At 68.9% G+C, this 14,755-nt stretch carries 14 protein-coding genes; 8 read left to right on the top strand and 6 right to left on the bottom strand.

Features of this window, described 5'->3' with window-relative positions; genetic code table 11:
- Positions 1-8: 8 nt before the first annotated feature.
- The 7 genes from DAT37_RS31700 to DAT37_RS31730 all read left to right on the top strand — a co-directional run bounded on the left by DAT37_RS31700 (position 9) and on the right by DAT37_RS31730 (position 6,805).
- Positions 9-1,571, top strand: a complete 1,563-nt coding sequence (locus DAT37_RS31700; protein WP_109528494.1) for a S1C family serine protease — start codon at positions 9-11, stop codon at positions 1,569-1,571.
- 32 nt (positions 1,572-1,603) lie between these two features.
- The gene (gene tatB, locus DAT37_RS31705; RefSeq protein ID WP_109528495.1) at positions 1,604-2,020 is read left to right on the top strand and encodes a Sec-independent protein translocase protein TatB; all 417 of its coding nucleotides are present in this window, start codon (positions 1,604-1,606) and stop codon (positions 2,018-2,020) included.
- Positions 2,021-2,124: 104 nt separating this feature from the next.
- Entirely contained in the window at positions 2,125-2,985 is an 861-nt protein-coding gene (locus tag DAT37_RS31710; RefSeq protein ID WP_109528496.1) for a hypothetical protein, read from the top strand.
- Between the two features lie 414 nt (positions 2,986-3,399).
- Complete coding sequence (locus DAT37_RS31715; protein ID WP_109528497.1) at positions 3,400-3,738, top strand: hypothetical protein; 339 nt, start codon at positions 3,400-3,402, stop codon at positions 3,736-3,738.
- A 104-nt stretch (positions 3,739-3,842) separates the two neighbouring features.
- The gene (locus DAT37_RS31720; RefSeq protein ID WP_109528498.1) at positions 3,843-4,919 is read left to right on the top strand and encodes an XdhC family protein; all 1,077 of its coding nucleotides are present in this window, start codon (positions 3,843-3,845) and stop codon (positions 4,917-4,919) included.
- Positions 4,920-4,985: 66 nt separating this feature from the next.
- Complete coding sequence (gene folP, locus DAT37_RS31725; protein ID WP_109528499.1) at positions 4,986-5,870, top strand: dihydropteroate synthase; 885 nt, start codon at positions 4,986-4,988, stop codon at positions 5,868-5,870.
- Positions 5,867-6,805, top strand: a complete 939-nt coding sequence (locus DAT37_RS31730; RefSeq protein ID WP_109528500.1) for a glucosyl-3-phosphoglycerate synthase — start codon at positions 5,867-5,869, stop codon at positions 6,803-6,805. The genes folP and DAT37_RS31730 overlap by 4 nt, the downstream gene beginning before the upstream one ends.
- A gap of 197 nt (positions 6,806-7,002) precedes the next feature.
- Here DAT37_RS31730 and DAT37_RS31735 read toward each other — a convergent pair whose 3' ends face one another.
- From DAT37_RS31735 to dapE, 4 genes are all read right to left on the bottom strand, one after another.
- Positions 7,003-8,772 (bottom strand): long-chain-acyl-CoA synthetase, encoded by a 1,770-nt coding sequence (locus tag DAT37_RS31735; protein ID WP_109528501.1) that lies wholly within the window; start codon positions 8,770-8,772, stop codon positions 7,003-7,005.
- A complete protein-coding gene (locus DAT37_RS31740) occupies positions 8,769-9,356 on the bottom strand; it encodes an LOG family protein (protein ID WP_109528637.1) in 588 nt (195 codons plus the stop codon). Before DAT37_RS31740 ends, DAT37_RS31735 begins: the two co-directional genes overlap by 4 nt.
- Positions 9,353-10,162 (bottom strand): LOG family protein, encoded by an 810-nt coding sequence (locus tag DAT37_RS31745; protein ID WP_109528636.1) that lies wholly within the window; start codon positions 10,160-10,162, stop codon positions 9,353-9,355. Before DAT37_RS31745 ends, DAT37_RS31740 begins: the two co-directional genes overlap by 4 nt.
- Positions 10,163-10,250: 88 nt before the next feature.
- Complete coding sequence (gene dapE, locus DAT37_RS31750) at positions 10,251-11,351, bottom strand: succinyl-diaminopimelate desuccinylase (RefSeq protein WP_109528502.1); 1,101 nt, start codon at positions 11,349-11,351, stop codon at positions 10,251-10,253.
- 117 nt (positions 11,352-11,468) lie between these two features.
- Here dapE and dapD point away from each other — a divergent pair, with 117 nt between their 5' ends.
- On the top strand, positions 11,469-12,425 hold the full coding sequence (gene dapD / locus DAT37_RS31755) for a 2,3,4,5-tetrahydropyridine-2,6-dicarboxylate N-succinyltransferase (RefSeq protein WP_109528503.1): 957 nt from the start codon (positions 11,469-11,471) through the stop codon (positions 12,423-12,425).
- A 128-nt stretch (positions 12,426-12,553) separates the two neighbouring features.
- Here the strand turns inward: dapD and DAT37_RS31760 are convergent, their stop codons facing one another.
- The gene (locus DAT37_RS31760; protein WP_109528504.1) at positions 12,554-12,940 is read right to left on the bottom strand and encodes a PPOX class F420-dependent oxidoreductase; all 387 of its coding nucleotides are present in this window, start codon (positions 12,938-12,940) and stop codon (positions 12,554-12,556) included.
- Positions 12,941-12,974: 34 nt separating this feature from the next.
- Positions 12,975-14,420: an acyl-CoA synthetase gene (locus DAT37_RS31765; RefSeq protein WP_198654517.1), complete on the bottom strand. Its 1,446-nt coding sequence runs from the start codon at positions 14,418-14,420 to the stop codon at positions 12,975-12,977.
- Positions 14,421-14,755: the final 335 nt, after the last annotated feature.

Raw genomic sequence — 14,755 nt, forward strand, 5'->3', positions numbered from 1 at the left:
TTTGGCGAGTGACCACCGAATCACCGAACACCGGACCCGTGTCTGACGCGCCCGCGGCGGGCGACACCCCCGATTCGGCGGCCGACAGGGGGAACCTGAGGCCGTCGGACGCACCCGTGCTCGGTCCCCGGCCGGTCTATCGGCCCCACGTCGACTCCCATACCGCGCACGCGTTCCGCCGCCCGAGCGGCCAGACGGGGTCCTTCTCCGCGAACCGGTCCGCGAGTACCGGCGGCGCGGGCGTCGCGCCGCTCGGTCCCGAATTGCAGAACCGTCCACCGGATGCGGTGCTCGCCGAGGCGTTCGGCAGGCCCGAGGGTTCGAACGAACTGCTGCAACGCGAGCCCGATTCCGGGGACACGCCCGACGGCGTACCTGGTCGTGTCGATCCGTGGCGCGACCCGAACTCCTCGGCCGCGCTCGGTGCCCCCGCCGTGGCGACGCCGCGGGTCGAGCCGCTGCCGCAGTCGCGCAGGCTCACCGCGCGCGAAGTGCTGTTCGGCTCGCGGGTGGCCCCCAAGGCATTGGCTGTGCTCGCGGTCGTCGCGCTCGCCATCGGCCTGATCGGCGGACTGGTCGGGCGGCTCACGGCCGAGGCGTCGACCAACCTCACCTCACGCACGGTGAGCCTGCGCCAGAGCGACGCCACCGAACGTCCACACGGGCTGATCTCCCAGGTCGCCAATGCCGTTCTGCCGTCGGTGGTTTCGATTCGCGTCACGGTCGGCGAGAACGGCGCGACCGGTTCCGGCGTCGTCATCGACGGCCAGGGTTACGTGGTCACCAACAATCACGTGATCTCGATGGCCGCGCAGGACAAGAGCAACAGGGCCGCCATCCAGGTCACCTTCTCCGACGGCACCCGGGTGCCCGCCGATATCGTCGGACGCGATCCGAAGACCGATCTGGCCGTGCTCAAGGTCGATGTGAAGAACCTCACGGTGGCGAAACTCGGACGCTCCCAGGACGTGCAGGTCGGCGACGACGTGCTCGCCATCGGCTCCCCGCTCGGGCTGAGCAAGACCGTCACCTCCGGCATCGTCAGCGCGCTGCACCGGCCGGTGAAACTCCAGGGTGAGGGCAGCGACACCAACGCGGTGATCGACGCCGTGCAGACCGACGCCTCCATCAACCCGGGTAACTCCGGCGGCGCGCTGGTCGACATGGAGGGCCGGGTCATCGGCATCAACACCGCGATCCGCAGTGAGACCGGCGGTTCGGTCGGTCTCGGCTTCGCCATCCCGGTGGACGTGATGACCGATGTCGCGCAGAACCTGATCAAGAGCGGTCAGATGCATCACCCGATGATCGGTGTGAGCGCTCGCACCAAGACCGTGGCCAACGACGTCATGAGCGGCGCGGCGGTGGCCGACGTTGCGCCCGACGGGCCCGCGGCGAAGGCCGGGATCGTCGAGGGAGATGTCATCGTCAAGGTCGGCGATCGCGAGGTGACAGGTCCGGAGGAGCTGACCGTCGCGGTGCAGGCCTACAAGATCGGCGACCGGGTGAACGTGCAGTTGATTCGAGACGGCAGGCAGGTCGACGTGCCTGTCACGCTGGAATCCGACTGAGTCGCGACCCCCTCGCCAGGTAGCCTGGACTCGTGTTCAGCAATATCGGCTGGAGCGAGATGCTCATCCTGCTCGTCGCCGCCCTCGTGATCCTCGGTCCTGAACGGCTGCCCGGGGCGGTTCGCTGGACCACGCGCAGCCTGCGTCAGGTACGCGACTACGCGAGCGGGGCCACCGCCCAGCTGAAAGAAGAACTCGGTCCGGAATTCGACGACCTCCGCAAGCCGCTGGCCGATCTGAACGAGTTGCGTGGAATGAGTCCGCGCGCGGTGGTGACCAAACATTTGCTGAACGGGGATGATTCGGTCTTCCGCGATCTACAGAAGGCGGTGCCGAGCAAGGACGACCTCCTCGGTACCGCGAGCGGCATGCCGGATCACCCGATGCCGAAACTCGAGAAGCCGTTGGCGCGCAACGAGCGTCCGCCGATCGACAACGATGCCACCTGACCTGTAGAAATACACTTTTCGCGCGAAACGGACTGAGCCGTCTGGAAGTTCGACTGTCAAGCGTTCTAGACACAGGAGCGTGTCCACCTGTCTAGACTTCGCACATGTCGGCCGATGACGTGGCGCGAGTCTTTGCGATCGAGGACAAGGTCGAGAGACTCAAAGCAGCCACAGACGGGGTGGCGGCGGCGCAGCAGACCATCAACGAGCTAACGCGTATCCGCAGGGCGGTGATCCGCGAACTGCACGCCGAGGGCTGGACCTTCGCCAGAATCGGTGCCGCCGCCGGACTTTCCCGTGCGCGCATCCATCAGGTGAGCACCCAGGGTCCCGCACCCGAAGGGTTGTTCTTCGGGCACGGCTCGCTCACCGTGCTCGTCCCCGAGATCCGCGCCGGACGCATCCTCGGCGCACCCGATCCGAACGCGGGCACCAGGCTGGCCGAACTGCTGCGCGAACTCGGTTTCACCGCGACGGTCGAAACCTTCCTGCCCGGTCGCCCGATCGACCTGAACCGCGACGGGCTCATCGCCATCGGCGGCCCCGAACTCTCCCCGAGTCTGCGCCAGCTCATCGCCGCCGACCCTCGGCTGCGCCGCGCCGTGACCCGAGCGGGCGACGCCCGACGCGGCATCGAGGACAGGGCGGCCCGCCGGGTCTACCGGCCGGGCGGCCCGGAGCCGCACGATATCGCCTATCTGGCCCGTCTGCCCCGCCCCGACGGTCGCGGCAGCTGCCTGCTCATCGACGGACTGCATCCACCCGGCTCGCTCGGCGCGATCCGGCTGCTCGCCACCCGCCTGGCCACCCTGCACGAGCGCGCGGCCAACAATCTGTTCTCGGTCCTCATCGCGGTCCGTTACGACCGCTCGACCGGTGAGCCCGTCGACGCCGACCTGCTCACCCCGGTCTACCGCCACGAACCGCCCGATTCCCGATCGGCGGCCCTGCGCACCCGCCGCTGAACATCCGGCGCGCGTGTTCGACACCCGCGTGCCCGTACCGACCCGGCCCTGATCGGTCGCGTGCTCGCGCACCGCGGCCGTTGTGCGCCCCCTCGGTCGCCCACCTGTCGCATACCGCACCGCCCGAATCGGTTTCGCGCACGACGAGGGCCTAACGGGTCGGCAGCGGGCGGATTGCCACCTCACGGATTTCGCCCCGACGGGTCCCGTCCACCGCTCATCGATCAGCCGTGTGGCGCAGCTCACGCGGCTCCGACCGCCCACAAAGCCTCTTCTACATATAGATTGCTGACAAATAACCATTGATGTGAGCGGGTGCACGGTACGTGGGTGCGACGTCCGCAACCGAGCCGAGCCGGGTCGTGTGACGGGCTGTTCGTACGACGCTGTCGAGCACCTCCACGGGAGGCAGTTGTGAACCTCGTCGTCGCCATCGGAACGGTCCTCGTCGTCGCGGGCATGCTCGGCATCCTCGCCGTCGCCTTCCGCGGAACCGGCTCCGCGCGTGATCACCTGACAGTGGCGCAGATTCAAGCCCGGCTGGACGGGGAGTACCCCGCCGAGCACGCTACGTTCGGCGGCCCGTCCGTACTCCGCACGCCCGCCCGGTCGAATCGGGCCGCCGATTTCGACTCCCCCACCCTGATCGACATCGCGCGCCCGACCAGCGACCCCCGCCGGACCGAGCCGGTGACCGCCGCACAACGTCCCACCGGCTACCGCCCCCACCCGAACATCCGCTCCGGCAGGTAGCACGACACCCGGACGCGCCCCGGTGACTACGCTCGAATCATCGGCGCGCGTCTTCCCGCCCCCGCGGCGGGACGCGCGAGGCGTCCAGGAGAGGAGCGGAGGCCGTGCGCACCGTACTCGAACAGCTCATCGGGCTGCTGCCCTCCGGACCCGTCGCCCTGGCACGGGTCATCGAGACGACAGGCGCGGGACCGAGGCAGCCGGGGGCCGCGATGCTGGTGACCGAATCGGGCAGCGTCGTCGGATCGCTGTCGGGCGGCTGCGTCGAGGCGGCGGTGCTCGACTCGGCGCGCACGGCGTTGGCGAGCGGACAGGCCGCCGCAGACCGTTTCGGATACGCCGAATCCGACGGCATCGAGATCGGGCTGACCTGCGGCGGCGAGATGGAGATCTTCGTCGAGCGGGTCGACGCGAGCAGACTCGCGGTGCTGACCGAACTACGCCGCGCACTCGCCGCGAGCGAACCCGTCGCGCTGGCGACCACACTGGAGTCCACTACCGAATGGAAGTTGTTGCGGCCCGGGGATTCCGAGCCGTGGCGCGGCGTCGACCGGGATGCCACCGCGTTGCTGGCGGCCGGGCGCAGCGGCATCGTCGGCGCGGCGGAATGCGGACCGGAATCCGCCGCGCGTCCGCGGACTTTCGTCCAGGTCTTCGCGACCGCACCGCGGATGATCCTGGCGGGAGCCAATGATTTCGTGCGGGCGCTGAGCCACACTGGCCGCAGGCTCGGCTACCGGGTCACCGTCGTCGACGCCCGCGAGACGTTCGCGACCCCCGCCCGTTTCCCCGCGGCGCACGACGTGGTCGTCGACTGGCCGCACCGCTACCTCGACGCCGAATACCGCGCGGATCGCATCGATCACCGCACGGTGGTGTGCGTGCTGACCCACGACGCGAAATTCGACGTACCGATGCTCACCGCCGCCCTCGGCATCGACCGGCTGGCCTTCGTCGGCGCCCTCGGTTCCCGACGCACCGACGCCGAACGTCGTGAGCGACTGCGCGAGGCCGGTGTCGGCGAAACCCGACTCGCGCGCCTGCACAGTCCGCTCGGCCTGGATCTGGACGCCCACACCCCCGACGAGACCGCGATATCCATCGCCGCCCATATCCTCGCGGTCCGTGGCGGCGCGTCGGGCCTGCCGCTGGATCGACTCGACGGACCCATCCACCGCTGAGCGGTCCCGCCGTTCGGACGACGGTACCGAACCCGCCCGCGAATACCTGTCGGTACAGTCGGGGGCATGTTCAGCTCCACCGCCGTGCCGTCACCGACTCTGTGCGGCAGGCCGGTGGCGACGGATCGCGCTCTGGTCATGGCCATCGTCAACCGGACGCCCGATTCCTTCTACGACAAGGGCGCGACCTTCGGCGATTCGGCCGCCATGGACGCGGTCGCGCGCGCCGTCGACGAGGGCACCGACGTGGTCGACATCGGCGGGGTGAAAGCCGGTCCCGGAAATCTGGTCGACGCGGCCGAGGAGGCCCGCAGGGTGGTGCCGTTCGTCGCCGCCATCAGAGGCAAATATCCCGAGCTGCTGATCAGCATCGATACCTGGCGCGCCGAGGTGGCGCGGGCCGCCGTCGACGCGGGCGCCGATCTCGTCAACGACACCTGGGCGGGCGCCGATCCGGATCTGGTGCGCGTCGCGGCCGAACTCGGCGTCGGCATCGTCTGTAGTCACACCGGAGGGGCGGTGCCGCGGACGCGCCCGCACCGGGTGCGCTATGCCGACGTGGTCGCGGAAGTGACCGAAACGGTGGTGCGCGCGGCCGAGAACGCACTCGCCGCGGGTGTGCGCAGGGATTCGATCCTGATCGATCCGACCCACGATTTCGGTAAGAACACCCATCACGGGCTCGCACTGTTGCGAGGAGTCGACGTTCTTGTAAAAACCGGATGGCCAGTCCTGATGGCACTGAGCAACAAGGATTTCATCGGGGAGACTTTAGGTGTCGATCTATCCGAACGGTTGGAGGGCACATTGGCGGCGACCGCGTGGTCCGCCGCCGCGGGCGCTCGAATCTTCCGGGTTCACGAAGTCGCCGCGACCCGGCGAGTGGTTGACATGATCGCCGCGATCCAGGGCATCCGGCCCCCCGCACGAACCCTGCGAGGTCTGGTATGAAAATCCAACACCGCGAGCCCGCCTGGGCGACCACGAACACCTTCGACAATCCCGCGTGGCCGGTCGACGACCTCGTCGCCGCCAAGAACGGGCGCACGGTCTCGGTCGTGCTGCCCGCGCTGAACGAGGAAGGCACCGTCGCCGAGGTGGTGGCCAGTATCCGGCCCCTGCTCGGCACCCTGGTCGATGAACTGGTGGTACTCGACTCGGGATCCACCGACGCCACCGCCGCGCGCGCGGCGGCCGCGGGCGCCGAAGTCATCACCCGGGAGCAGGCGGTACCCGAACTGGATCCGGTCTCGGGCAAAGGCGAGGTGCTGTGGCGCTCGCTCGCCGTGACCAGCGGCGACCTGATCGCCTTCGTCGACTCCGATCTCATCGACCCGGATCCGGCCTTCGTGCCGAAACTGCTCGGCCCGCTGCTGACGGTCGAGGGCATGCACCTGGTGAAGGCCTACTACCGGCGGCCGCTGCGCCAGGGCGATTCCGTCGACGCGCACGGCGGCGGCCGGGTCACCGAACTCGTGGCACGCCCGCTGCTGGCAGCCCTGCGCCCGGAGCTGTCACAGGTGCTGCAACCGCTCGGCGGCGAATACGCGGGCACCAGGGAACTGCTGACCTCGGTCCCGTTCGCCCCCGGCTACGGCGTGGAGATCGGGCTGCTGCTCGACACCTACGATCGGCTCGGCATCGATGCCATCGGCCAGGTCAATCTGGGCGTGCGCACCCACCGCAACCGTCCGCTCGCCGATCTGGGTGTGATGAGCCGCCAGATCCTCGGCACCGTCCTCGGTCGCAGCGGAGTCCAGGACTCCGGCGCCGCGCTCACCCAGTTCCCGCTGATCGGCGACGAGTTCACCGCCCACAGCACCGAGGTGTCGCTGGCGGACCGTCCCCCGATGAACACCCTGCGCCCCTCCCGCGTCGCGGCCTGAGACCACCGGCGCTTCCCTCGGGCACGCGCCCCACGGCTCAACCGTGGGCAGGTCCCCTCTGGGCTCCCCCCTCGGACTCACGCCCCACTGCCAACCCATCGGCCACCCCTCACGGCTCACCCCTTGGGCACGCGCCTCGCGACTCACCCCTTGGGCACGCGCCTCGCGACTCACCCCTTGGGCACGCGCCTCGCGACTCACCCCTTGGGCACGCGCCTCGCGGCCACGTCGTCGACGTACTCGTCGTAGGCGGGCACATATCCGTCGGGGCGGCCCGCGAGGACGTACAGCGTGCTCGCGTCGTCGTCGGCGTATCCCTGTTTACGGAGTTCGACCTTGCGGCTCTTGAAGGTCGAGGTCTGCTCGAGTTCGTCGACCACGCGGACGAACAGCGGGACGGCGTAGGACGGCAAGCGGTCGTAGGCGAGCTCGGCGAGCGCCTTCCCGTCGAATTCGGCGTCGGCGCGCAGGGTCACGGCGGCCATTCCGGCCTTGCCATCGGTCCCGGGGATGTCGACGCCGAACACCACGGCCTCCTCGATCGCCTCGCTCTCGCTCAGCGCGCCCTCCACCTGCGTGGTCGCGACGTTCTCGCCCTTCCAGCGGAAGGTGTCGCCGAGTCGGTCGACGAAGGCGATATGCCACCAGCCCTGGTCGCGTACCAGGTCACCGGTGTCGAACCAGACGTCGCCGTCGGCGAAACCGTCGCGCACGAGTTTGGCCTCGGACGCCTGGGCGTCGGTGTATCCGTCGAAGGGCTGCCTGCCCGTCACCTTGGCGAGCAACAGACCCACGCCGCCGGAACCGACCCGCCGCAATCTGCCGTCGGACCCGCGCGCGGCCTTACCGGTCTCGTCGTCGTACTCGACGATCGCGTAGGGCAGCGGACCGACCCCCGCCGTGCGGTCGATGCCGAACGCGTTGACGAAGGCCACAGGCGCCTCGCTCGCGCCGTAGAACTCGACCACCCGGCCGATGCCGAAACGGGTGGTGAACTCGTCCCACAGTTCCGGACGCAACCCGTTGCCGACCGCGAGCCGGATCCGGTGCTGTCGATCGGTGGGTGCGGGCGGCTGCCGGAGCAGATAGCGGCAGAGTTCGCCGATGTAGATGAACGCGGTGGCCCGTTCCCGGACGATCTCGTCCCAGAATCCGCCCGCCGAGAATTTGCGACCGAGCGCGTAAGTCGCACCGCCCGCGAGCACCGACGACAGCGCGACGGTGAGCGCGTTGTTGTGATAGAGCGGCAGGCAGCAGTACATGGTGTCGCTGCCGCGCAGTCGAATTCCGAGTCCGCCGAGCCCGGCCATGCTCTTGGTCCAGCGCTGGTGGGTCATCACGCTGGCCTTGGGCAGGCCGGTGGTACCGGAGGTGAAGATCAGGAAAGCCCGCTCGCGCGCGGTGATCTGCGCGCAGACCGCCGGATCGTCGGGATCGGCGAATTCGGCCGCGTCCAGGAGATCGTCGCTGTACAGCACATTCGGCAGCGGCTCCGGCAGCGAGTCGAGCGCCTCCCGGCATTCCTCGCCGACCACGTCGAGCACACTGTCGAGCAGTTCGAAACTGTGCGCGAGCACCCGATCGCGCTGATTGTGATTGACCAGGCCGACGGTCGCGCCTAGTTTCACCACGGCCAGTGCGAGCAGCAGGGTTTCGGGCCGGTTGGTCATCAGCACGCCGACCACGTCACCGCGCCGGACACCGCGATCGGTGAGGACGTTGGCGAACCGGTTCACCTGTGCGTTCGCCTGCTGATAGGTGTAGGTGCTGCCCTCGAAACGCAGGAAGAGCCGTTGCGGGTGCCGGTGGGCGTTGCGCTGGAAATACAGGCCGATCGAGGCCCGGTCACCGGGCCGGACCAGCATCCCGACGGCGTTGCGCACCATGCCCGGTGCGTCGAGCGCCATCGCGGGGAGTGCTTTGACGAGATCGAGAAGACTTACCGTGGTGCGGGTTTCGGTACTCACCGGTCCTGATGCTCCTCAGCGTTCACTGTGGCGTCGGCGAAACCGCGCAGCGCGGCGAAGGCCGAGGCCGGATCGGTCACGACGGTGATCCGCTCCATGGCGTACCTGGTCACGAACCCCCGCTCGTACAGTTCGTCGAGCCAGCGCAGCAGTCCCGCGTAGAAACCGTCCGCGTCGAGCAGGACCACCGGTTTGTCGTGCTGGCCGAGGTAGCCGCCGGTCCACGCCTCGAAGAATTCCTCCAGCGTGCCGATGCCGCCGGGCAGGGTGAGGAAGGCGTCGGCGCGATCCTCCATGACCTGTTTGCGCTGGCGCATGGTGTCGGTGACGATGAGTTCGTCCGCGCCCACATCGGCAACCTCTTGGTGCACAAGGTGTTTCGGGATCACCCCGACGGTGTGCGCACCACCGGCGCGGGCGGCCGTCGCGACCGCGCCCATCATCGAGACGTGACCGCCCCCTGACACCAATCGCCAACCGTTCCTGGCGATTTCGGTACCGACCCGGGCCGCGAGGGACAGGTGCGCGGGATCGGCGGTGCTGGCCGAGCAGTACACGCACACGGAGTACCCGGCAGCGGTCACCACTGGTCCTCCGTGCCGAGCGCGTCGACATTCCCGCCCGTCGCCGCGGTGTCGACGATGATGGACACGACTTCCTCGACGCTGTCGGTCAGATGCAGCAGATCGAGATCTCCCGGCGAGATCTTGCCCGAACCGCCGAGCGAATCCCGCAGCCAGTCAACCAGTCCCGACCAGTACGCGGTGCCGAACAGGATGATCGGGAACCGGGTGATCTTGCGGGTCTGCACCAGGGTGAGCGCCTCGAACAATTCGTCGAGGGTGCCGAATCCGCCCGGCAGGCAGACGAAGGCCTGCGAATACTTCACGAACATGGTCTTGCGCGCGAAGAAGTACCGGAAATTGATCCCGAGGTCGACCCATTCGTTGAGGCTCTGCTCGAACGGCAGCTCGATGCCGAGCCCGATCGAATAGCCGCCCACCTCGGAGGCGCCGCGATTGACCGCCTCCATCGCCCCGGGACCGCCGCCGGTGATGACCGCGAATCCGGCCCTGGCCAGCGCGGCGCCGATGGCGCGGCCCGCCTCGTACTCCGGGTGTTCGACCGGGGTGCGCGCCGAGCCGAAGACCGCGACCGCGCGCGGTACCTCGGCCAGCGCGCCGAAACCCTCGACGAATTCGGCCTGGATACGCAGTACCCGCCACGGATCGGTGTGCACCCAATCGGTCGGCTCGTGCCGATCGAGCAGATTCTGATCCGCGGTGCCGAGACCGTCCTTGCGGTCGCGACGGAACATGATCGGCCCCCGATACTTGGGGGTCGACTTCCGTGAGCTGGCAACCTCGGGTTCGACGGCGTCGGTAGACATGACGTCCACGCTACCGGGATCGGCGTTTCGAGCGCCGAACCACCGGGACAACACCGCGCGTATTCACGGCAACACGGTGTCGCCGGATTCAGGCCCCGCCGACGAGGTAATTCCGGAGAATCGCGGCGACGGCGGTGATCTGCGCGGTCGGCACGTGTTCGTCGCGTTTGTGGGCCAGATTGGGATCGCCGGGACCGAAGTTGACGGCGGGAATGCCGCGCGCCGCGAAACGGGAGACATCGGTCCAGCCGTATTTCGCGCGCACCCCGCCACCGCCGTGGGACTCGACCGAGGCGATGAGATCGGCAGCGGCGGGCGCGGTCAGGCCGGGCAGCGCGCCCGGCGCGGAATCGGTGACTTCGAAGCGCAGATCCAGTCCCGCGAAGACCTCACGGACGTGGGCGATAGCCTCGTCCACCGAACGATCCGGCGCGAAGCGGAAATTCACGTCGAGTTCGGCGACATCGGGCACCACATTGCCCGCGACTCCACCCTGGACCCGCACCGCCGACAACCCCTCGCGATAGACGCATCCGTCGATGTCGACCTGCCTGGCCTGATATTCCGACAGCCGCTGTAGAACCGGAGCCAGACGGTGAACGGCGTTGTCGCCCAACCAGGATCGCGCCGAATGCGCGCGGGTGCCCTCGGTGGTGAGCCGCGCCCGCAGGGTGCCCTGGCAACCGGCCTCGACCCAGCCGCCGGACGGTTCGCCGAGGATCGCGAGATCGCCGTCGAGCCACTGCGGCAGATCGCGCTCGATATGGCCGAGCCCGTTGTGTTCGGCGGCGATCTCCTCGCCGTCGTAGAAGATCAGCGTCAGGTCGCAGACCGGATCGGTGACGGTCGCCGCCAGATGCAGGAAGACCGCGTCGCCGGATTTCATATCGACGGTGCCACAGCCGAACATCACCGCCGCGCCCTCGGCGTCGGTGTCGAATCTGCTCGGCACATTGTCGGCGATCGGCACGGTGTCCAGGTGCCCCGCCAGGATCACCCGTGTCGGCTTGCCGTGATTCGTCCGGGCCAGCACGACGTTGCCGTGCCTGAGCACCTCGAACCCGGTGGTCTGCTCGCGCAGCGCGCGCTCGACGATGTCGGCGATCACGGCCTCGTCGAGCGAGACGCTGGGAATGTCCACCAGAGCGGCGGTCAGTGCGATGGGATCCTCGCGCAGGTCGATGGTCACGCACTCAGCGTACGGAGACGGACTGCGCCTTTCCCCGGTGACCCGCGACCGGGTTGTGACGAACAAGCCGCAGGTAGGTTCACCACGGCTCGCCTCGGGTCGGTAACCTCTGTCGACGTGAGCATCAAGGGAGCAGCAGCAGTCGGTATCGCCAATGTGACCGCGGACGGAACCGTCCTCGACACCTGGTACCCGAGCCCGGAGCTGGGCGAATTCGGCGAGACGGGCACCAAACGCCTCGACGACGCATCCCCGGAATACGCTGCGTACGCCGCGCTGCTCGGCGTCGACGACGCGCGCGGCGTCGATGTGATCGCGGTGCGCACCGTGATCGCCGACCTGTCCGCCCCTCCGGTCGACGCGCACGACGTCTACCTGCGCCTGCACCTGCTCTCCCACCGGCTGGTCACCCCGCACACGATCAGCCTGGACGGCCAGTTCGGCCTGCTGAGCAATGTGGTCTGGACCAACCACGGCCCGGCCGCGGTGGAGGGTTTCGAGGCCACCCGCGCCAAACTGCGCGCCCGCGGTCCGGTGACCGTCTACAGCGTCGACAAATTCCCGCGCATGGTCGATTACGTGATCCCGACCGGTGTGCGCATCGGCGACGCCGACCGGGTCCGGCTCGGCGCGCATCTCGCTTCCGGCACCACCGTCATGCACGAGGGCTTCGTCAACTTCAACGCGGGCACCCTCGGCAATTCGATGATCGAGGGTCGTATCTCGGCGGGCGTGCTGGTCGGCGACGGCTCCGATATCGGCGGTGGCGCGTCGACCATGGGCACGCTGTCCGGTGGCGGCACCCAGATCATCTCGATCGGCGAACGTTCGCTGGTCGGCGCGAACGCCGGCGTCGGCATCCCGCTCGGCGACGACTGCGTGGTCGAGGCCGGGCTCTACGTCACCGCGGGCACCAAGGTCGTCACGCCCGACGGCACCGTGGTCAAGGCCGCCGAACTCGCCGGGCAGAACAATCTGCTGTTCCGTCGCAATTCCCAGAGCGGAGCGGTGGAAGTGGTGTCCCGCACGGGCACGGGTATCGAGCTCAACGCCGCTCTGCACGCGAACGACTGAGCTCCGGCAGGGTCCGCCGCCCCACGACGCTGATCGCCGTGGGGCGGGCGTTCCGCCTGGATGCACCGGCCGCACGTGCCTGAACCCGCGAATCATCGCGGGCCGATGCCGGGCAGACCGGCGGCAGCTCACGAGGCGGCGTCACCCTCCAACCCGAACGCGATGACCCGCTCCGGGCGGATGCGGATCATCTCGCGGGACACGCCGTCGATGTAGGGCTGCACATCCGTCAATGCTTCCGCGGTGCCGCGTATTTCGAGGCAGCGCACGCGCCAGGGCCGAACCGAGGCGACGTCATCGACCACGAAGGCGACGCGGTCGTTGCCGGTCAGATTGCGGAACTTCCACGAAGCGCCCATGTTCCGGCCCGCGATGTCGATGGTGCCGAGTTCGGCGTTGTACCGGAAGCCGACGGGGTTGTTCTGGGGCGAACCGTCGGGGCGGACGGTCGCCAGCCGACCCAACCGCTGCGTGTGCAGGTAATCGATCTGTTCGGACGTCAGCTGTGCGTTCATACCCGTGACCGTAGAACCTGAACTTCACTCGAGGTCAATTCCCCGAAGCCAGCACCTTCTTCTGCACCTTGCCCATGGCATTGCGCGGCAGCGCGGTCAGCACGCGGACCTCGCGCGGCCGTTTGTGCACCGAAAGCTGCTGCGCCACATGGTCGATGAGTTCGGACTCGATATCGTCGGCCGTGCCTCCCGACATACCGCGCAGGACGACGAAGGCGACGACGCGCTGGCCGAGATCGTCGTCGGGCAGGCCGACCACGGCCGCTTCGGCGACGGCGGGATGGCCGAGCAGCACGGTCTCGACCTCGCCCGCCCCGATCCGATAGCCACCGGATTTGATGAGATCCACCGATTCGCGCCCGACGATGCGATGGAAACCCTCGGCGTCGATGACGGCGACGTCACCGGTGCGGAACCAGCCGTCCTCGGTCCAGCTCTCGGCGGTCACCTCGGGACGGTTCAGGTAGCCGTCGAACAGCATCGGTCCCGAGACCTGTAGCCCGCCGATACTCTCGCCGTCGTGCGGCACCGGCGCGCCGGTTTCGTCGCGCAGCCGGGTCCGCACGCCCGCCACCGGGGTGCCGACCCAGCCGGGCCTGCGCTCGCCGTCGGCGCGCGTGGACAGCGTGATCATGGTTTCGCTCATGCCGTACCGCTCGACCGGACTCTGCCCGGTGAGTTCGCGCAACTTCTCGAAAACCGGAACCGGCAGCGGCGCGCTGCCGGACACCAACAGCCTGGCCTTCGACAGGTGCCGTGCGGATTCCGGATCTTCGACGACCCGCGACCACACCGTCGGCACCCCGAAATACAGCGTTCCCTTCGCCTGCGCGTAGGCCCGCGGGGTCGGCTTGCCGGTGTGGATCAGCGGCGATCCGACGCGCAGCGGGCCGAGTACGCCGAGGATCAGGCCGTGCACGTGGAACAGCGGAAGACCGTGCACCAGTACATCACTCGCGGTCCACGACCACGCGTCGGCGAGGGCGTCGAGCCCGGCGGCGATGGCCCGGCGTGTGAGTATCACGCCCTTGGGCAGGCCGGTGGTACCCGAGGTGTAGAGGATGAACGCGGCCGAGGACGGATCGGGTTCGGAGTAGGTGTGCCAGGACCGCGCGTGCACGCGCACCGGCACCACCGGCAGTCCGGTGCCAGCGGGCGCCTCGCCGAGCCAGGCCTGTGCTCCCGAATCGGCGAGGATGTGGGCGAGTTCGGCCGCGCCGGAATCGGGCGGCACCGGCACCACCGTGACACCCGCGATCAGGCAGCCGACGACCGCGAGCACCGTCGTGACGGTGGGCGCGGCCAGTACCGCCACCCGGTCGGCGCGGGCGACGCGCTCGGCCACCGAGGTCGCCGCGCCGAGCAGGTCACTGCGCGAGAGCGTGGTCCCCTCGATGGTGACGGCGTCGGGGATGTCCGCACCCGCGGCGACGGCGAGCGGATTCAGGGAACGAAGCAGCAACGGCGAGCCGAACGACATTCGCTCACGCTACTGCGCACGGACCCGGGGACCGACGCTGCCCCACGGCCGGTCCCCCTCGATCGCGCGGCCGCGCCGAGGTGGGCCCGCCCCGTCGACACCGGTCCCTACCATCGAGGCGCGGTGGCCGTGCGTCGAGGTGGGCCCGTTCCGTCGACACCGGTCCCTACCACCGAGGCACGGTGGCGCGTGCGGCCGATACACCCGACACCGCCACAACCCCCGCGTAGCGCGGACCGCCTGCGCGGATGACCGGTCCCCGATCACAGCTCGGACGACGTGGACCGCAGACGGTTGACACCCCGCAGAGGCGGTGAGACGGTTTATGAATACTC

It is taken from the genome of Nocardia aurea (genome assembly GCF_003123685.1).
In the GTDB taxonomy this organism is placed as follows: Bacteria; Actinomycetota; Actinomycetes; order Mycobacteriales; family Mycobacteriaceae; genus Nocardia; species Nocardia aurea.

Coding starts and splice junctions, on each gene's coding strand:
- DAT37_RS31745 (WP_109528636.1), bottom strand. CDS start 10,162: ATGTCTACCGACGCCGTCGAACCCGAGGTTGCCAGCTCACGGAAGTCG.
- folP (WP_109528499.1), top strand. CDS start 4,986: ATGTTCAGCTCCACCGCCGTGCCGTCACCGACTCTGTGCGGCAGGCCG.
- DAT37_RS31760 (WP_109528504.1), bottom strand. CDS start 12,940: ATGAACGCACAGCTGACGTCCGAACAGATCGATTACCTGCACACGCAG.
- DAT37_RS31710 (WP_109528496.1), top strand. CDS start 2,125: ATGTCGGCCGATGACGTGGCGCGAGTCTTTGCGATCGAGGACAAGGTC.
- DAT37_RS31765 (WP_198654517.1), bottom strand. CDS start 14,420: ATGTCGTTCGGCTCGCCGTTGCTGCTTCGTTCCCTGAATCCGCTCGCC.
- DAT37_RS31730 (WP_109528500.1), top strand. CDS start 5,867: ATGAAAATCCAACACCGCGAGCCCGCCTGGGCGACCACGAACACCTTC.